The sequence below is a fragment of the Bradyrhizobium sp. HKCCYLRH3061 genome (assembly GCF_051168015.1).
In the GTDB taxonomy this organism is placed as follows: domain Bacteria; phylum Pseudomonadota; class Alphaproteobacteria; order Rhizobiales; family Xanthobacteraceae; genus Bradyrhizobium.
This window is the reverse complement of record NZ_JBNPUE010000008.1, coordinates 220822-239232: the sequence shown is the minus strand read 5'-3', so window position 1 is coordinate 239232 and position 18411 is coordinate 220822. Positions and strand designations below refer to the sequence as shown.

At 65.5% G+C, this 18411-nt stretch carries 18 protein-coding genes; 10 read left to right on the top strand and 8 right to left on the bottom strand.

Translation table 11 applies throughout. The features are described 5' to 3' along the window. Positions 1 to 158 precede the first annotated feature (158 nt). From ACQR2C_RS15895 to ACQR2C_RS15885, 3 genes are all read right to left on the bottom strand, one after another. On the bottom strand, positions 159 to 944 hold the full coding sequence (locus ACQR2C_RS15895; RefSeq protein ID WP_316215878.1) for an outer membrane protein: 786 nt from the start codon (positions 942 to 944) through the stop codon (positions 159 to 161). A gap of 284 nt (positions 945 to 1228) precedes the next feature. Beyond that, complete coding sequence (locus tag ACQR2C_RS15890) at positions 1229 to 1984, bottom strand: outer membrane protein (protein ID WP_316215877.1); 756 nt, start codon at positions 1982 to 1984, stop codon at positions 1229 to 1231. 193 nt (positions 1985 to 2177) lie between these two features. Next, a complete protein-coding gene (locus ACQR2C_RS15885; RefSeq protein WP_315799855.1) occupies positions 2178 to 2921 on the bottom strand; it encodes an outer membrane protein in 744 nt (247 codons plus the stop codon). A gap of 451 nt (positions 2922 to 3372) precedes the next feature. Here ACQR2C_RS15885 and ACQR2C_RS15880 point away from each other — a divergent pair, with 451 nt between their 5' ends. The 3 genes from ACQR2C_RS15880 to gyrA all read left to right on the top strand — a co-directional run bounded on the left by ACQR2C_RS15880 (position 3373) and on the right by gyrA (position 7337). After that, positions 3373 to 3870, top strand: coding sequence for a single-stranded DNA-binding protein (locus tag ACQR2C_RS15880; RefSeq protein ID WP_315711764.1), 498 nt, complete (start codon positions 3373 to 3375; stop codon positions 3868 to 3870). 152 nt (positions 3871 to 4022) lie between these two features. Further along, the gene (locus ACQR2C_RS15875) at positions 4023 to 4421 is read left to right on the top strand and encodes a DUF2306 domain-containing protein (RefSeq protein ID WP_434881582.1); all 399 of its coding nucleotides are present in this window, start codon (positions 4023 to 4025) and stop codon (positions 4419 to 4421) included. Between the two features lie 171 nt (positions 4422 to 4592). Then, entirely contained in the window at positions 4593 to 7337 is a 2745-nt protein-coding gene (gene gyrA / locus ACQR2C_RS15870; RefSeq protein ID WP_315799857.1) for a DNA gyrase subunit A, read from the top strand. A 43-nt stretch (positions 7338 to 7380) separates the two neighbouring features. Here the strand turns inward: gyrA and ACQR2C_RS15865 are convergent, their stop codons facing one another. Continuing rightward, positions 7381 to 7638, bottom strand: a complete 258-nt coding sequence (locus ACQR2C_RS15865) for a hypothetical protein (protein WP_315799858.1) — start codon at positions 7636 to 7638, stop codon at positions 7381 to 7383. A gap of 292 nt (positions 7639 to 7930) precedes the next feature. Between ACQR2C_RS15865 and coaD the strand changes: the two genes are divergently transcribed. From coaD to queA, 4 genes are all read left to right on the top strand, one after another. Further along, entirely contained in the window at positions 7931 to 8425 is a 495-nt protein-coding gene (gene coaD / locus ACQR2C_RS15860; protein ID WP_316215874.1) for a pantetheine-phosphate adenylyltransferase, read from the top strand. A 68-nt stretch (positions 8426 to 8493) separates the two neighbouring features. Beyond that, a complete protein-coding gene (locus tag ACQR2C_RS15855; protein ID WP_315711771.1) occupies positions 8494 to 9057 on the top strand; it encodes a peptidylprolyl isomerase in 564 nt (187 codons plus the stop codon). 293 nt (positions 9058 to 9350) lie between these two features. After that, on the top strand, positions 9351 to 9815 hold the full coding sequence (locus tag ACQR2C_RS15850) for a peptidylprolyl isomerase (protein ID WP_315799860.1): 465 nt from the start codon (positions 9351 to 9353) through the stop codon (positions 9813 to 9815). 198 nt (positions 9816 to 10013) lie between these two features. Then, positions 10014 to 11108, top strand: a complete 1095-nt coding sequence (gene queA / locus ACQR2C_RS15845) for a tRNA preQ1(34) S-adenosylmethionine ribosyltransferase-isomerase QueA (RefSeq protein WP_316178612.1) — start codon at positions 10014 to 10016, stop codon at positions 11106 to 11108. A gap of 111 nt (positions 11109 to 11219) precedes the next feature. Here the strand turns inward: queA and ACQR2C_RS15840 are convergent, their stop codons facing one another. Then, a complete protein-coding gene (locus ACQR2C_RS15840) occupies positions 11220 to 12245 on the bottom strand; it encodes an aspartate-semialdehyde dehydrogenase (protein ID WP_434881581.1) in 1026 nt (341 codons plus the stop codon). A gap of 273 nt (positions 12246 to 12518) precedes the next feature. On the opposite strand from ACQR2C_RS15840, the gene tgt reads away from it, so the two are divergent. Next, positions 12519 to 13673: a tRNA guanosine(34) transglycosylase Tgt gene (gene tgt, locus ACQR2C_RS15835; RefSeq protein ID WP_316178614.1), complete on the top strand. Its 1155-nt coding sequence runs from the start codon at positions 12519 to 12521 to the stop codon at positions 13671 to 13673. A gap of 174 nt (positions 13674 to 13847) precedes the next feature. On the opposite strand, the gene ACQR2C_RS15830 is transcribed toward tgt, so the two are convergent. Then, positions 13848 to 14066, bottom strand: coding sequence for a hypothetical protein (locus tag ACQR2C_RS15830; RefSeq protein WP_315711782.1), 219 nt, complete (start codon positions 14064 to 14066; stop codon positions 13848 to 13850). A gap of 488 nt (positions 14067 to 14554) precedes the next feature. On the opposite strand from ACQR2C_RS15830, the gene cysK reads away from it, so the two are divergent. Next, a complete protein-coding gene (gene cysK / locus ACQR2C_RS15825; protein ID WP_434881580.1) occupies positions 14555 to 15517 on the top strand; it encodes a cysteine synthase A in 963 nt (320 codons plus the stop codon). A 2-nt stretch (positions 15518 to 15519) separates the two neighbouring features. Then, the gene (locus ACQR2C_RS15820; RefSeq protein WP_315799865.1) at positions 15520 to 15759 is read left to right on the top strand and encodes a BrnA antitoxin family protein; all 240 of its coding nucleotides are present in this window, start codon (positions 15520 to 15522) and stop codon (positions 15757 to 15759) included. 74 nt (positions 15760 to 15833) lie between these two features. Here the strand turns inward: ACQR2C_RS15820 and ACQR2C_RS15815 are convergent, their stop codons facing one another. Continuing rightward, positions 15834 to 17294, bottom strand: coding sequence for a caspase family protein (locus ACQR2C_RS15815; protein WP_315799866.1), 1461 nt, complete (start codon positions 17292 to 17294; stop codon positions 15834 to 15836). Between the two features lie 199 nt (positions 17295 to 17493). Then, positions 17494 to 18384, bottom strand: a complete 891-nt coding sequence (locus tag ACQR2C_RS15810) for a DMT family transporter (protein ID WP_316178619.1) — start codon at positions 18382 to 18384, stop codon at positions 17494 to 17496. Between the last annotated feature and the right edge of the window lie 27 nt (positions 18385 to 18411).

Below are 18411 nucleotides of genomic sequence, written 5' to 3'. Positions count from 1 at the left end.
GCATCCCGGAGACGCTGTAACGCGCCCGCCACAGAAACGAAAAAGCGTTATAAATCATATATTTAGCACAAAAACGCCGCGACGCTGCCGGGCTGTTGACACGAAAAAGGCCGGCGTGGAGGCCGGCCTTTCCGAATGCGTGCGAGTGGCGGCTTTTTTCAGTAGCGGGTGCCCATCGGCGCTCCGAATCGATAGTTCACTCGGACGGTCGCCATGTCGATGTCCTGCTTGATGGTGTCGACGCGCGACAGCACGGTGGCGGTGGCCGGGAAGCTGATGTCGCGCGAGCCCATGAACAGGTGGTCGTACTCGACGGCGACCGACCAGTTCGGCGCGAAGCCGAACTCGACGCCGGTGCCGACGGTGCCGCCCCAGCGGGTCTCGCTGGCGGAATCCAGCAGCGTGCCGACCGGGAAGGGCGCAGCCGCATTCGCCGTGCCGGTGTATTTGTTGTGGGTGACGGCCGCGCCGCCCTTCACGTACCAGAGCACGTTGCCCCAGGCATAGCCGACCTGGCCGGTGAACAGGCCGATCGCATCGGTCTTGGTGGTGTTGGTGATGCCTGCAGCCAGCGCAGCCGTGCTCGCGTTCGACGACTTCAGGTCGGTCCAGTCGCCCTGGGCCTCGACGCCGAACACCCAGCTCGCCGCCTGCCAGCGATAGCCGACCTGGCCGCCGATGAGTCCGCTCGAGGCATTGTGGCAGCCTTCGGACTGGGTCGGCACGACCGGCACGCCGCCGACGCGATTGAGCGTCCAGCAGTTGTGGCTCCAGTCGGCGCCGCCATTGACGCCGAGGTAGAACCCGGCCCAGCTCGGCAGCGGCGTGACATAGGCCGGCGGCGGCGCCTTGCTGTAAGGGCGCGTCGCGAAGTCGGCCGCGGAGGCCGGCGCCAGTCCCAGCGCCGCGGCTCCAGCGGTCAAGATCAAGGTCGTCTTCTGCATTCGTCTCTCCCCAGTCCCATAACTGTCCTCGCACCGGATCCCTCCGATCCGGGCCCACGCGAAGGTGGCCTGTGGCTGGTTGTAGGAGAGACTGCTTTCTAAACTCGTGATCGGCAGCAGGCGTGCGGCGGGATGTGTCGAACGTGCTTAAGCGCGGGTAAAGATCGCGGCCGTCGCGCCGATCGTGGAGCTGTCCCGAGGGCACGCATGGTGAGCGCCTGGCGCGTCAGGCCTCGAGTGCCAGTCTTCGAGCGCGCCAGTCTTCGAGTGCCTGTCCTCGAGGGTCAGTGCTTGGAGACGACGGGACCGCCCCAGCGATAGTTGACGCGGACCGTCGCCATGTCGACGTCCTGGCCGACCGCATCGGTCCGGCCCGCGGCTCCGCCGGGAACACCGGAGAAGCCCAGGGTGCGGTTGCCCATGAACAGGTGCTCGTATTCGGCTGCGACCGACCAGTTCTTGGCGAAGCCGACCTCGACACCGGTGCCGACCGCAGCCCCCCAGCGCGTGGCGCTGGACTGGTCGAGAGCCGCGCCCGTTGCCGTGGCGAGACCGTTGTACTTCTCGCTTGCGACCGCGGCGCCGCCCTTTACGTACCAGAGCACGTTGTTCCAGGAATAGCCGACCTGGCCCGTGAACACGCCGATGCCGTTGATCTTGGTCTGGTTGGTCACGGCCGGGGCGAACTGGCTGGTGTTGCTGCCCTTGAGGTTGGCCCAGTTGCCCTGACCTTCGACGCCGAATACCCAGCCGCCAGCCTGCCAGCGATAGCCGATCTGGCCGCCCGCCAGCGCGCCGGTCGCATCGTGGCAACCCTCGGCGTTGGTCGCAGCGACACCTGCGAAGCTGACCTTGTTGGTCCAGCAGGTGCGGGAGGATGCGCCGCCGGCGTTCAGGCCGACATAGAAACCACTCCAATCATAGATCGTTGTGATCATCGCAGGCGCTTTGGTGAAGGTGCGCGCGGGCAGATCGGCAGCGATGGCCGGCGCAATCCCCAGCGCCAGCGAAGTTGTCGCCCCCAGCAACAGCCTTCTCATCGCATTCCCCAAACCAAGTCCGACGCCCGCACGCACGCTCTCACCAACGCCCACCCGCCGGACCTTGATAGCCCCTTCCGCCGTAAAAAGCCGTCACCCAAAGGACACAACGGCTCGGCAAGTACCGGTTCTGGCACGCAAAAAAAGGCCGGCGCGAGGCCGGCCTTTCGACATATTCGCTTTTGGCGTGCGATCAGTAGCGCGACATGCCCGGACCACCGAAGTGGTAGGAGATGCCGGCCTTGACGGTATGGACGGTGTCGCTCCACTCCGAGCGGTTGGTCGCGACCGGGGAGTACTGGATCGAGCTCTTGCCGAAATCGAGATAGTTGTACTCGACCTTGGCCGACCAGTTCGGAGCGAACATGTACTCGGCACCGGCGCCGATCGTCCAACCCCAGCGCCAGTCGTTCTGCACGAACACGTTGCCGGGAACGCCATCGTAGCGGTGCTGCAGATCGCCGACCGTGGCACCGCCGCTGACGAAGAGCAGTGCCGGACCCGTGGCCCAGCCGAGCCGGCCCTTGATGTCGCCGAAGCCGCGCAGCTTGGTGAAGTAGGTGTCACCGACGCCGGCGTTGATCACGGCCGAGCGGCCGTCGATGTCCGCCCAGTGATAGTCGCCCTCGAGGCCGAACACGATGTTGTCGACCTGCCAATTGTAGCCGATCACGCCGCCGGCGAAGCCGCCGGTGATGTCGTAACGCTGCGTGCCGGCAAAGATCGCCGTATTCGGCGCACCGAAGAAGGTCTCATCGCTGCGGCCCCAGCCGCCACCGCCCTGCAGACCGAGATAGAAGCCGGCCCAGGTCGGAAGCGGAGCGGGCGCCATCACCGGGGCCTTCGTGTACGGGCGGGCGGCGAGATCGGCGGCTCCCGCCGGCGTCAGCGCCCCCAAAACCATCAAGCTGACAGCTCCAAGAAAAATTCTTTTCATCCCAAGTCTCCCGCTTTGGGCGTCTCCAAAATGGTCCCCGGAGACGCACGTCTGTGAAGTTGGTGCGACCACGCTTGCGGCCCCAATCCGTCCTCAAATATACGCGATTCAACCCTGGATACCGTCTCCCAAAAGCCACAGGCGGGGAGGAAGTGGGACGATGTAAGCTGATGAAAGTTAATCGCTTTTTCGTGATTGACGGAACTTTTTCGCGGTTCCATTGGGTTCCATCGGGTTCCTTGGAACTCGACGCACGGTTGTAGACACAGGCGCGCGAACAAAACTGGAACAATGGCCGTCCGCCTGCTATATGTGGATAAACAATGGACGAGGCGGGTGGACCGCGCGGCAACCGTATAGGGTCCGCCGCGAGAGGAAGGGTTAGCCACCGGACGCCGTGAGGCCGGTGTGGACGGCCGGTCCGATGATCGAGAACCGCGGGAGAGTGGTGATGGCGGGTAGTGTGAACAAGGTGATTCTGGTCGGCAATCTCGGCAAGGACCCCGAGATCCGGCGTACGCAGGATGGGCGGCCGATCGCCAATCTGAGCATTGCGACGTCGGAAACGTGGCGCGACAAGGCGACCGGCGAGCGCAAGGAAAAGACCGAATGGCACCGTGTGGTGATCTTCAATGAAGGTCTCTGCAAGGTCGCCGAGCAGTATCTGAAGAAGGGCGCCAAGGTTTACATCGAGGGCGCGCTGCAGACCCGCAAATGGACCGACCAGAGCGGCGTCGAGAAGTACTCGACCGAGGTCGTCCTGCAGGGCTTCAACTCGACCCTGACGATGCTCGATGGCCGTGGTGGCGGGGGCGGCAGCTTCTCCGATGACATGGGTGGCGGCGATTTCGGCAGCAGCGGTCCGTCGATGGCGCCGCCGCGCCGCGCAGTCGCTTCGGCCGGCGGTGGCGGACGCAACAGCGACATGGACGACGACATTCCGTTCTGAGCCGCCTGCGTCCTCGGTCGATACAAGGTGGCTTCCGTCCGTGTCGGGACGGGAGCCGGGGCGATCACCTCGGGTCTCGCATTGCAGGCGATCGCGCGCGTCTGACGTTTCGTTCGCTTGAGCTGTGCGTAACCTGACCACCGGGGTGTTGCATGAGCTTCGCACCGCTGCTCGCCGCCGAGCCCGCCGTCCTGCTGCACGCTGTCGCCGCGATGACGGCGTTCGCACTGGGGCTGGTCCAGTTCGCAGCCCCGAAAGGGACCTTGCCGCATCGAACGCTCGGCTGGATCTGGGTCACTCTCATGGCCGCCGTTGCGGCCAGCTCGTTCTGGATTCACACCATCCGGCTGGTCGGTCCCTTCAGCCCGATTCACCTGCTGTCGCTCTATACGCTGGCCGTGCTGTCGGTTGCGGTGTGGGCTGCGCACCGCCATCGGGTGGGGCCCCACCGCCGGGCCATGATCACGCTGTTCTCCGGCGCCCTCGTGATTGCCGGACTGTTCACGCTCATGCCTGGACGGATCATGCACAAGGTGGTCTTCGGCCCATAGCCAAACAGGGTTCCCGGAGCCTGCCATGGGCGGCCGCGGCAACCGGTTAAGTCCCTGGAAAGGCGAGCAGAAAAAGCGCGCTCCGAACCCCCTTGGGGGTGGCTAGCGGCAGCGCCATGCGCTATATGATTCCAAGCGATTTTCGCGTGTCAAAACCGACCGGTATCCCCTTTGTCCGATAAAGAAGATGAGAAGCCCGGCGAGCCGGGCGGACCTTCCGACATTCGTCCCGTTTCCATCCTCGACGAGATGAAACGCTCCTACCTCGATTACGCGATGAGCGTGATCGTGTCGCGAGCGCTGCCCGATGCGCGCGACGGCCTCAAGCCCGTGCACCGGCGCATCCTGTATTCGATGTACGAGCAGGGGCACACGCCCGACAAGAAGTACGTCAAGTCCGCGCGCGTGGTCGGCGACGTCATCGGTAAATACCATCCGCATGGCGATCAGTCGATCTACGACGCCATGGTGCGCATGGCGCAGGACTTCTCGATGCGCGTGCCGCTGATCGACGGCCAGGGCAATTTCGGCTCCGTCGACGGCGATCCCCCCGCGGCCTATCGATACACCGAAGCGAAGCTCGCCAAGTCGGCGATTCCGCTGCTCGACGACATCGACAAGGACACCGTCGACTTCCAGGCCAACTACGACAATTCCGACAAGGAACCGTCGGTTCTTCCGGCCAAATATCCGAACCTGCTGGTCAATGGCGCCGGCGGCATCGCGGTCGGCATGGCCACCAACATCCCGCCGCACAATCTCGGCGAGGTGATCGATGCCTGCATCGCGCTGATCGACAATCCCGCGCTCACGATCGACGACCTCATCAACATCATTCCAGGGCCGGATTTCCCCACCGGCGGCATCATCCTCGGCCGCGCCGGCGTCCGCTCGGCCTATCACCTGGGCCGCGGCTCGATCATGATGCGCGGCAAGGTGACGATCGACACGATCCGCAAGGATCGCGAGGCAATCATCATCTCCGAGATTCCCTACCAGGTGAACAAGGCGACGATGGTCGAGCGCATCGCCGAACTGGTGCGCGAGAAGAAGATCGAAGGCGTCGCCGACCTGCGCGACGAAAGCGACCGCGACGGCTACCGCGTCGTCGTCGAGCTGAAGCGCGACGCCGTGCCGGACGTCGTGCTCAACCAGCTCTACAAGTTCACGCCGCTGCAGACGAGCTTCGCCGCCAACATGCTGGCGCTCGACGGCGGCCGCCCGCAGACGATGACGTTGAAGGACCTGCTGACGATCTTCGTCGCGTTCCGCGAGCGTGTCGTCACGCGCAGGACCAAGTTCCTGCTCAACAAGGCGCGCGACCGCGCTCATATCCTGGTCGGCCTTGCCGTGGCCGTCGCCAACATCGACGAGGTCATCCGGGTCATCAGGACGTCGCCCGATCCTGCGACCGCGCGCGAGGCGTTGATGTCGCGCGACTGGCCGGCGCGCGACGTCGAGGCCATCATCACGCTGATCGACGATCCGCGCCACCGTCTTTCCGAGGACGGCACCATCCGGCTGTCGTTCGAGCAGGCCAAGGCGATTCTCGACCTGCGCCTGCAGCGCCTGACCGCGCTCGGCCGTGAGGAGATTTCCGACGAGCTCGACAAGCTCAAGGTCGAGATCAACGACTATCTCGACATCCTGCGCTCGCGGGCGCGGGTACAGGGGATCATCAAGGACGAGCTCGCCGCTGTTAAGGCGGAGTTCGGCACGCCGCGCCGCACCGTGATCGCCGAGCAGGAAGGCGAGGTCGAGGACGAGGACCTGATCCAGCGCGAGGACATGGTCGTGACCGTGTCGCATGCCGGCTACACCAAGCGCGTGCCGCTGTCGGCGTATCGGGCGCAGCGCCGCGGCGGCAAGGGCCGCTCGGGCATGCAGACCCGCGAGGAGGATTTCGTCAGCCGGCTGTTCGTGGCCTCCACGCACACGCCGGTGCTGTTCTTCTCGTCGCGCGGCCAGGTCTACAAGGAGAAGGTCTGGCGGCTGCCGATCGCGGCGCCCAACGGGCGTGGCAAGGCGCTGATCAACATCCTGCCGCTGGAGCAGGGCGAGCGCATCACCACCATCATGCCGCTGCCGGAGGATGAATCCTCCTGGGCCAATCTCGACGTGATGTTCGCGACCACCGGCGGCAACGTTCGCCGCAACAAGCTGTCGGATTTCGTCGACGTGCGCCGCTCCGGCATCATCGCGATGAAGCTCGACGAGGGCGAAGAGATCGTCAACGTGCAGATCTGCACCGAGCGCGACGACGTCCTGCTCACGGCGTCGGGCGGGCAGTGCATCCGCTTCCCCGTCACCGATGTGCGCGTCTTCACCGGTCGGACCTCGATGGGCGTGCGCGGCATCGCGCTCGCCGGCGGCGACAAGGTGATCTCGCTGTCGATCCTGCGCCATGTCGAGACGACCTCGGACGAGCGTACGGCGTACTTGAAGATGCGCCGGGCGATGTCGGGCGATGCTGCCACCGAGGAGCCGGTCGAGGCCGAGGGCGAGGAGGCGGCCGCTGGCGCGATCCAGCTGTCGCAGGAACGCTATGTCGAGATGTCGGCGCAGGAGCAGGTGGTGCTGACCGTCTCGGTCAACGGCTACGGCAAGCGCACCTCGTCCTACGAGTACCGCACCACCGGCCGCGGCGGCAAAGGCATCGTCGCGATGTCGGTCAACAACCGCAACGGCAAGCTCGTCGCCTCATTCCCGGTCGAGGATGGCGATCAGATCATGCTGGTGACGGACAAGGGGCAGTTGATCCGTTGCCCCGTCGACGGCATCCGCATCGCGGGACGCTCGACGCAGGGCGTCATCGTCTTCGACACCGCCGATGATGAGCACGTCGTTTCGGTGGAGCATATCGGCGAGGAGGCCGAGAACGGCAACGGGAACGCTGACCAGGCGAATGGCGAATAGGGCGTAGCGAATAGCGGATGACGCAGGTCTTTCGCTGTTCGCCTCACTGCGTCCGCTCGACCGAGACCATCCTGGCCTCGCGGATGGTTCCCCGGGTTCCGGCGCTGCGCAGGCAGCCCGCCTCGAAGTTGGGCCAGGCCTGCTGCGAGCAGTCGCGGCCGATTGGGCGGATGTCCAGGCGGTCCGCCTTGGCCAGCGGACGCGGCACGCTGGCTTCGACCTGGGGAGCGAAGCCGGGCAGGAGGGTGATGCCGGCAGCCACCAAGCCGGCTGCTGCGACTGCAGATAGCGCTTTGATCATGACGGTCCCCTGTCTGGGCCGTTCGGCCTGTGTTCGTTAACGATTTGATAACCAGATCGGGTTTCGAGACGTCTTCGCGGGACGGGCGAATTGGTTTCGTCTCGGCGCGAGCGTGTTTCATGTCGGATGTTCCGACGAAACAATCGCGGTAGCCGACCACGGTTCCGGCCCATCGGCGTCGCACCTCGTTCCATCGCAATGCAGTCTCTCGGCCGCTCTTTGCCCATCACAGCCACGCCAGCGCGCCTGACGGCGGCTTGCCGGCCTGTTCCGGGCGGTATAGGACGAGCGCATGCAACGCATTGCGCTCTATCCGGGCTCGTTTGATCCCGTCACCAACGGCCATCTCGATGTGGTCCGGCAGGCCGTCCACCTCTGCGACCGCCTGATCGTCGCGGTCGGCGTGCATCACGGCAAGAAGCCGCTGTTCTCGACCGAGGAGCGGCTGGCGATGGCGCATGAGATCTTCGGCCCCGTGGCAGCCGCGGCGGGCTGCAGCTTCGAGGCTTCGACCTACGACAATCTGACGGTCACGGCCGCGCAGAAGGCCGGTGCGATCATGATGATCCGGGGCCTGCGCGACGGCACCGATTTCGACTACGAGATGCAGTTGGCCGGCATGAACCAGACCATGGCACCGCAGGTCCAGACGGTGTTCGTTCCAGCCTCGGTGGGTGTCCGTCCGATCGCAGCCACGCTGGTTCGCCAGATCGCCGCCATGGGCGGTGAGATCTCGCATTTCGTGCCGCCGTCGGTGGCCGAAAGTCTCAAGGCCAAGTTCAAGTGATCCTTCAGGCACCGGCCGGTTCCGGCGGTGCCTTCCTCTCCACATCGTCTCATGTCATCGGAGTTGCCATGATCCGCGCGCTCGCTTTCGTCTTCGCTCTCGTCTTCGCATTGCCGGCGCTGGCCCAGTCGCTGCCTGCCGGCCTCGACAAGCAGAATGCCCTGGTCATCGACACCACCAAGGGCCGCATCATCATCAAGCTGCGCACCGATCTGGCGCCACAGCATGCCGAGCGGCTGAAGACGCTGGCGCGCGAAGGCTTCTACAACAACGTGCCGTTCCACCGCGTCATGGACGGCTTCATGGCGCAGACCGGTGACGGCCAGAACTTCAATGGCACCGGCGGCTCGAAGTACCCGAACCTGAAGCAGGAGTTTTCGTCAACGCCGTTCAAGCGCGGCACCGTCGGCATGGCGCGCCGGGGCGATAGCGTCGATTCCGCCAACTCGCAGTTCTTCATCTGCTTCGGCGATGCCTCCTTCCTCAACGGCCAATACACCGTGATCGGCGAGGTCGTGCAGGGTATGGACGTCGTCGACAAGCTCAAGAAGGCGCCTCCGGGCTCCTCGGGCGGTGCCGTCACCGATCCGGACAAGATGGTGAAGGTTCAGGTCGCCTCGGACATCAAGTAGGCAGGCAGAGCAGGGGCACACCCGGGTCTCGCGCCCGGTTCCCTTGGGCCTTAAGGAACCTTTTGCCACGTCGCGGCGGCATGCCGATTCTGCCGGCCCGCCACATCGACAGGGCCGGTGGCTTCAGCTTTAAACGCATTGGGTCTATTCTGGACCAGCATCGCGGGCCTCGTCGTGCTCGGATTGCCGTCAGGAGGGGTGACGGCCGCACATGGGAAGGCGCCGCGACATTTCAGACCCAGGATTTGCTTTGTCCTGACCCCCGTCAATTCTACCAAAACCGAGAGACCAGCATGGCTGTGACCGAAAATACCTTGATCCTCGAGACCACCCAGGGCCCCGTCACCATCGAGATGCGTCCCGATCTCGCGCCCGGCCATGTCGCGCGCATCAAGGAGCTCGTCCGCGAGGGCTTCTACGACGGCATCGTCTTCCACCGCGTCATCGACGGCTTCATGGCGCAGACCGGCTGCCCGCAGGGCACCGGCACCGGCGGCTCCGGCAAGAAGCTGAAGGCCGAGTTCAACGCCGAGCCGCATGTTCGCGGCACCGCCTCGATGGCGCGTGCGGCCAATCCAGATTCAGGCGACAGCCAGTTCTTCATCTGCTTCGACGACGCCCGCTTCCTGGACAAGCAGTACACGGTCTGGGGCAAGGTCACCGAGGGCATGGAGAATGTCGACAAGATCAAGCGCGGCGAGCCGGTGCAGAACCCGGACAAGATCGTGAAGGCCTACATGGCCGCCGACGCGGCGTAACCAACGACCCTCTCCATGAACACGCCTCTCGGCGTGTTCATGGTCGGTGTGCAGTACCGCCCTCGGCTTTTGACCCTCATGGTGAGGAGCGTGCGCAGCACGCGTCTCGAACCATGAGGCCACAGTCGGGCCTCATCCTTCGAGACGCGCTGACGCGCTCCTCAGGATGAGGTTTTCGACGGTCGTTCCAGAACGACGATGCGCACAGACCTCTTCGACTTTCAGCTGCCCCCCGAAAACATCGCGCTGCGGCCGGCGAGCCCGCGCGAATCCGCGCGCATGCTGGTGGTGCAGGGCGATGGCGTGCTGCGCGACCGCACGGTCGCCGACCTGCCGGACTGGCTGGAGCCGGGCGATCAGCTCGTCGTCAACGACACCAAGGTCATCGCCGCTCAGCTCTCAGGACGCCGCATCAGCCGCGAGACCGAGGCGAAGATCGAGGCGACCCTGATCAAGCGGCTCGACGGCTCGCGCTGGCAGGCGCTGGTGCGGCCCGCCAAGAAGCTCGCGCCAGGCGATACGATCCGTTTCGGCAACGAGGGCAAGGTCTGCCTGCTCGGCCATCTCGACGCCACCGTCGAAGCCAAGGGCGAGGAGGGCGAGCTGACGCTGTCCTTTGTGTTTCATGGGCCCGCGCTCGACCAGGCGATCGCCGATCTCGGCCGGCCGCCGCTGCCGCCCTACATCGCCGGCAGGCGGCCCGCAGACGAGCAGGACGCGACCGATTATCAGACCATGTTCGCGGCCAAGGAGGGCGCGGTGGCGGCCCCCACCGCCGGACTGCATTTCACGCCGACGCTGGAACGGCGGCTGCGCGAGCGCGGCGTCGGGCTGCAGCGCGTCACCCTGCATGTCGGCGCCGGCACCTTCCTGCCCGTGAAGGTCGATGACACCGAAGGCCACCGCATGCATGCGGAGTGGGGCAGTCTGACGCCTGAGACCGCCGCTGCGCTGAACCAGGCCCGCGCCCAAGGCGGCCGCATCGTCGCGGTCGGAACGACGTCGCTGCGGCTGCTCGAGAGCGCGGCGCAGCCCGACGGCACGATCGCACCGTTCGAGGCGGAGACGTCGATCTTCATCACGCCCGGCTATCGCTTTCGCGCGGTCGACATCCTGATGACCAACTTCCATCTGCCGCGCTCGACCCTGTTCATGCTGGTCTCGGCCTTCGCCGGGCTCGAGACGATGCAGGCGGCTTACGCGCATGCGATTCAAAGCGGCTACCGGTTCTATTCCTACGGCGATGCGTGTCTGCTGTTCCGCCAGCCGGACGAGCGGGTCGTCGAGCCGTAGAGCGCAGAAACGTAGGGTGGGCAAGGCGGCGCCGAAGGCGATGCGTGCCCACCGTCTATCACCCGCTTTCGCGGGTGATGACAGTGTTGGTGAGGAGGGTGCGTGGCCGCCTCACGCCATGGCCTGCTCCGGCAAGAGCTCGGCGATCTGCACCGCATTCAGCGCAGCGCCCTTGAGCAGCTGATCGGCGGCGACGAACATCGCGATCGAGTGACCTGACGGATCGGACAGATCCGTCCTGATGCGGCCCACCAGCACGTCGTCCTGGCCGGAGGCGTCGACCGGCATCGGGAAGTAGTTCTTCGCGCGGTCGTCGACCACGCGCACGCCAGGCGCGGTCGCCAGGATGCGGCGGACGTCGTCCTCTGTGATCGGCTTCTCGCATTCGAAGGTGATCGCCTCGCAATGCGCGCGCAGCACCGGCACGCGGACGCAGGTGACGCCGACGGCGATCCCTTCATCCTCGAAGATCTTGCGGGTCTCGTTGATGACCTTGGTCTCTTCGTCGTTGTAGCCGGTGTCGGGATCGATGGCGGTGTTGTGGCTGAACAGGTTGAAGGCGAACGGGTGCGGCATCACCTTGGGCGCATAGACCTGGCCGTTGAGGCTCGCGCGGGTCGACTGCACCAGCTCGTCCATCGCCGCCGCACCGGCGCCGCTGGCGGCCTGGTAGGTCGAGATGATCATGCGCTTGATGCGGTTCTTCTGGTGGATCGGCCACAGCGGCACCAGCGCCGTGATGGCCGCGCAGTTCGGGTTGGCAATGATACCCTTGTGGTCGCGGATGCGGCGGGCGTTGATCTCCGGGATGACCAGCGGAACGTTCGGGTCCATCCGGAAGGCCGAGGAGTTGTCGACCACCACGGCACCGGAGCGGACCGCAATCGGCGCAAACTTCTTGGAGATGCCGCTGCCGGCCGAGAACAGCGCGATGTCGACGCCTTCGAACGAGCGCTCGTTGAGCTCCTCGATCACGATCGTCTGGCCACGGAAGGTGAGGGTCTGCCCGGCCGAGCGGGCGCTTGCCAGCGCCTTGAGCTTGCCGACGCGGGCATTACGGCGGTCCAGGGTGGCGATGAACTCGGCGCCGACGGCGCCGGTGACGCCGACGATGGCAATGGTGGGATCGTGAGGCACGTCTTCAAGTCTCCGGTTGGAATCTGGGCATAAAAAAAGCCCCGGACCTTCATCAGGCGGGGCTTCGGTTCGAAGATGGTCGCAATCGAGTTCGACTACGCGCGCACGCCTCCCGAGGCCCGCAAGGGCTTGGTGGTTTTCGTCGTGCGTTTGGTCGAGGTCGACATGGCGCCGGACCATAGGGGCGGCCGGAACCGCCGTCAACGGCCGAAAGGCACCAAAACAGCGCCATCGCGGTTGAATCGGGGGCGGTCCTGACGCAATAAGCCGGCCATGAGCTCCTCGGTCAGCGACCTTCCCAACCATTTCGAACTGCTCGGCACAGACGGCGCGGCCCGTACCGGCCGGCTGACGACTCCGCACGGCGTGGTGCGCACCCCGGCCTTCATGCCGGTCGGCACCGCCGGCGCCATGAAGGGCATCCACTGGCGCGACGTCCGCGAGGCCGGCGCCGACATCGTGCTGGGCAACACCTATCACCTGATGCTGCGGCCAACGGCAGAGCGCATCGCCGCCCTTGGCGGCCTGCAGCGCTTCACCGGCTGGGGCGGTCCGATGCTGACCGATTCCGGCGGCTTCCAGGTGATGTCGCTGTCGGGCTTGCGCAAGGTGACCGAGCAGGCGGTGACGTTCCGCTCGCACATCGACGGCGCGAAGATCGAGCTGTCACCGGAGCGCGCCATCGAGGTGCAGCGCCTGCTCAACTCCGACATCGCGATGCAGCTCGACGAATGCGTGCGGCTGCCGGCCGAGCGCGACGATATCGAGCGCGCGATGCGGCTGTCGCTGCGCTGGGCCGAACGCTGCCGCCGCGCCTTCGAGAAGGCGCCGGCAGGCTACATGCTGTTCGGCATCGTGCAGGGCGGCGATGTGCCCGCATTGCGCGTCGCCAGCGCGCAGGCGCTGGTCGAGATCGGATTCCACGGCTATGCGATCGGCGGCCTGGCCGTCGGCGAGCCGCAGGCGGTCATGCTCGAGATGATCGAGGCGACCGCGCCGGCGCTGCCGGCCGACCGTCCGCGCTACCTGATGGGCGTCGGCACGCCTGACGATCTCCTGGAGTCGGTCCGGCGCGGCATCGACATGTTCGACTGCGTGCTGCCGACCCGCAACGGCCGCCACGGCGTCGCCTACACGCGCTTCGGGCCGGTGAACCTGCGCAACGCGCGTCATGCCGACGATGACAGGCCGCTGGATGAGGAAAGCCCGTGGCCGGCGGCGCGCAGCTATGCCCGCGCCTATCTGCATCATCTGATCAAGGCGGGCGAGGCGCTCGGCGCGACGCTGCTGTCGGAAATCAACATTGCCTATTTCCAGCAATTGATGGCCGGGATGCGCGAGGCGATTGCACAGGGGCGGTTCACGGAATTCTACGAGCGCACCAAGGCCGATTGGGCGCGCGGCGACATCGCCTCGCGCGCCGGCTGACGGCCGCTTCAGGTGAAGGCCGTCAGCTTGTTGTGAGCCCGGCCTGTGCGCCGGCCCTCATGAAATTGTGCTGATCATGCACTGCCGACCGGCTCGATGGCCGACGGTTGCGTTATCCTCGGCCATCGAACGGCCGTGACATCACGTCGCGGAACTCTCTCGCCCTGGGGCCGTTCAGTTGCAGACGAAGCGGCTTTTCACGGAGTGCTTGGTGACGAAGCCATAGCCGCAGGTGTCGCAGGTCCAGAGATAGCTGATCGCATTGTCAGCCAAATATGCGGACGCCTCCGCGGCAATCATGGAGTCGGCGCAGACCGGGCATGTCGGCAGATCGCAGCCGCGGGGATTCGGGCGGGCGGTTGCGGTCGACACGAGATCAGCGAGTGCTGACATATTGACCTCCTGGACGATCTCTTTGTTGGCGATCTCTGCTTGAACGACGTCAATTTCGAAAAGGTCGATTTCGAACAAGTCGCGTTCGAACGGGTCTATTTCCGACGAGTCCAACTTTCGCGGATATCAAATCCGTCACACAAAGAGTTTTGTCTGGGTGGTCTGTTCTTATATCTATTCTACAACGGCGCTTTCGTTTGGCACGAACGCCCCGATTGTATCACTCCGAAGATGACATCTTGCTGATGTCCGCCCGGGTTGCAGTCGACCTGCACCGTGAATCTTCATCCGGCTGAAATCAAGCATACACCGAGTTTATTGACCTTGTCGCAACACAAATGCGTTGGTTTTTCGCAATTTAGCCACGACTTGTTGTGCGCCGCGATCGTCCTAAGATCGCGCAAACGTGCTTGCGCAGCGCAACAGGCTCGCTGAAGATGGTCAGAAGCGTTGTCGACGTCGCGCGGGGCGCGCAGAGGAGTGATTTCATGGAGTCGTCAGCACAGCGTCCCGGACGCGGGCGCGTATTTGATTCAATTGTCGACGCGTTCGGCAATACGCCGATTGTGCGGTTGCGAAAGCTGCCGGAGCAACATGGAGTCAAGGCGACCATCCTCGCCAAGCTGGAATACTTCAATCCCGCCGCGAGCGTGAAGGATCGGATCGGCGTCGGCATGATCCTGGCGATGGAGCAAGCCGGCGTGATCAAGCCCGACACCGTGCTGATCGAGCCGACCTCGGGCAATACCGGCATCGCGCTGGCCTTCGTCGCTGCGGCGCGCGGCTACAAGCTGAAACTGGTGATGCCGGAGTCGATGTCGGTGGAGCGGCGGAAGATGCTCGCCTTTCTCGGCGCTGAGATCGTGCTGACGCCGGCGTCGCAGGGCATGAAGGGCGCCATCGCCACCGCCGAGGAGCTGTTGCGGACGACGCCGAACTCGGTGATGCCGCAGCAGTTCAAGAACCTCGCCAACCCGGAGATCCATCGCCGCACCACGGCTGAGGAGATCTGGAACGACACGGCGGGCAACATCGATGTGTTCGTCGCCGGCGTCGGCACCGGCGGCACCATCACCGGCGTGGGCCAGGTGCTGAAGTCGCGCAAGCCCGGCCTCAAGGTCGTTGCGGTCGAGCCGGAGGAGAGCCCGGTGCTGTCGGGTGGGCAGCACTCGCCGCACAAGATCCAGGGCATCGGCGCCGGCTTCGTGCCGGACATTCTCGACCGCTCGGTGATCGACGAGATCGTCAAGATCAACAGCACCACCGCCATCGAGACCTCGCGCGCGCTGGCCCGCACCGAGGGCATTCCCGGCGGGATCTCCTCGGGCGCGGCGATTGCAGCCGCGATCGAGATCGGCAAGCGGCCGGAGAGCGCGGGCAAGACGATCCTGGCGATCGTGCCGTCGTTCTCGGAGCGCTATCTGTCCACCGCGCTGTTCGAGGGGATCTGATCATGGCCGACCAGCCGCGGCGTCCGCGCACGCTCGCTGACGCCCGTACCGAGGCCGAGGCCGCGTTCAAGAAGGTGACCACCAAGCCGGTGGAGGCGCCGCCGAAGAAGGCGGCGGTTCCTGGTGTGCGCGAGCAGGTGACGTTGCGGATCGACCAGGACGTTCTCGAGCACTTTCAGTCTCAAGGGCCGGGCTGGCAGGACCGCATCAACGCGGCGCTGCGCAAGGCGGCAGGGCTCTGAGGGGCGGCTGCATTCTAACGAACAAGCCCGGAGCTCGTGCTCCGGGCTTTTTTACGGGGGAAAGACGAAGTCGCTTACCGGCGCAGCGCGCTGCCGAGCACACCGCCCATCATGCCACCGATGAAGGCGGCGCCGGCGGCGTTGCCCGAATTGTCCTGCGGCGGCGGATTGCGATAGACCGGCGCACCCTGAGGCGGCGGGCCGCCGGCAGCCACGTTGCCGGCCGGCTTGGCGCGGCGCGGCCTGGCCTCGTCGCCGACTGCGGCGGTCGCCGGCGCGGGCTGCGGCTCTGCCAGCAGCGCCTTGTGCTGCAGCTTGGTCAGGAATCCAGTCGACGGATAGCCTCGGGCCGCCTGCCAGCGCTTCATGACGCCGCGGGTCTGGTCGTCGAACACGCCGGTCATCCTGGTGTCGAAGCCAAGACCGGTCAGCCGCCGCTGCACGTCGCGGCGCTTGGTCTTGTCGAGGCCGATCTGATCCTCGCTGACCTGAGTGCCTTCCTCGGTGTAGGTGGCGGGATCGACGCCCTTGGCGACGTTGCGAGTGGCGGTGTTGATGGCGCCGCTCTCGATCGCGGCGATGCGCGCCATCGCCAGCGACTTGAACTGTCCGTTCGGGTAGGTCGAGAGATAGGCGTTCAGCTCTTCCGGCTTGTTGGAGTCCTTCACCGAGCGCCAGAATTCGAGCTCGGCTTCGCCTGCGGTCACGGTGGCCGTCGCGACGGCCGGCGTCGTCCCGGCCGTGGCGGCCGTTGCAGCAGGGGCCGCCGCCGGGTTGAGGTAGACGGCGCCGATCAGGTTGGTATGCCCCCAGGGCAATTGGCCCTTGCTGGTCTCCTCATTGACCTGGGCGCGCACGGCGGTCATGGCCTGTTGGATCTCGATGCCGGGCTGGGCGATGTGCGAGATCAGCGCGCGGGTGAACGGGCTGTTGGCGCCGGCCTCGCCGTCGAGGGCGGTCTGGCCCGGGCCGGTGGCGAACGCGATCAGCGTACCCTCGCCGGACTTCATCTCGGCCAGGCCGGTCTGCACCGACACGCTGCGGGTCGGCGAGTTCGACTTGATCTTGGCGGCGAACGGATTGTCGCGGCAGGCATCGAGGAAGACGAGCTTGACCTTGGCGTCGCCCATCGTCTGGTCGAGCGTCACGTCGATGTTGATGGCCGAGCCCAGCTTGACGTCCATCTCCGATTTCAGGTCGGCGTCGACCGGCAGCAGGTAGTTGGTGCCGGCGATCGCAATGCCGTGTCCGGCGTAATAGAACACCGCGATATCGGCGCCCTGCGCCTTGCGACCGAAATCGAGCAGCTTCTCGGTCATCTTGTCGCGGGTGAGATTGGTGCCCTCGACGACGTCGAAGCCGACGTTGCGCAGGGTGGCCGCCATGGCCTTGGCATCGACCGGCGGGTTCGGCAGTTGGGCCACGCTCTTATAGGCGCCGTTTCCAACGACAAAGGCGACCCGGCGGTCGGCCTTGGCGGCTTCAGCGGTCAGCACCACGCAGAGCAGGGACAGGGCGACGGTGAGATAGCGCATCAGGAGATCCCCCAACGATCAAGCGAAGCGTTCACTGCAACATTTGTCGCGGATCGGCGCCAAAAGTCTTGTTCCCGGTCAAAAAATCACGCTTCCGCCATAAACCAGTTCGCGGGTGTTGCGCCAGATCCACGACGATCGCGTGTAGCGCGGCGGTTCCGTGATCCGGGTCACGCCGCTTGAGGGGATGCTCGGCGCCTCAGGTCCCTGCCGAACTGCCCATCGGCACCGGCCGAGGCTGCGGCGGACGCAGGTTCAGCAGGTTTCCGGCGAGAATCAACGCCGCGCCGACCACGGTCAATCCGTCGAGACGCTCCGCATAGACCAACCAGCCGACGGTGGCGGTCAGCGGAACGCGGAGGAAATCCATGGGCACCACGATGGTGGCGTCGGCGTAGAGCAGCGCCCGCGCCATGCAGAAATGCGAGAAGGTGCCGCAGAGGGCGACGAGCAGGATCCAGCCCCAGGCGGTGGCCGATGGCGGCGTCCAGAATACGAGCGAAGGGATGAGGCCGGCGACGGATTGCACCACCAGCATCCAGAAGATGATCGACACGGTGGGCTCGGTGCGCGTCAGCAGCTTGACCAGTGCGATCGAGATACCGAAGCCGACCGCGGCGGCCAGCGCGATGAGCTGTCCCGGATTGATCGCCCCGGTATCCGGGCGGACGATCACGACGACGCCGACGAGGCCGAGCCCGATCGCCGCCAGCTTGAACAGGGTGATGCGTTCGCCGAGGAAGGCCGCCGCCAGCAGTGCCGTCCAGATCGGCATCGTGAACTCGATCGCCACCACCTGGCCGATCGGGATCAAGGTGAGCGCGAAGAACCAGCCGAGCTGCGCGCCGTAATGGACGAGGTTGCGCGCCGCGTGCTGCTTGAGCCGCGAGGTGCGCAAGGTGGCAAAGCCTCCGCTGAGGGCGATGACCGGCGAGAGCATCACCAGGCCGATCAGGCAGCGCAGCTCCATCAGCTCGAACACGTTGAGCTCGCGCATCGCTTCGCGTCCGGCCACCGCCATCACCAGCATCAGGCTGAGCCAGCCCGTCATCCACAGTGCGGCAATCAGTTTCGAAGCGGGACGATTCATGCGGTGGCGGGGAGAGCGAGGACGGCG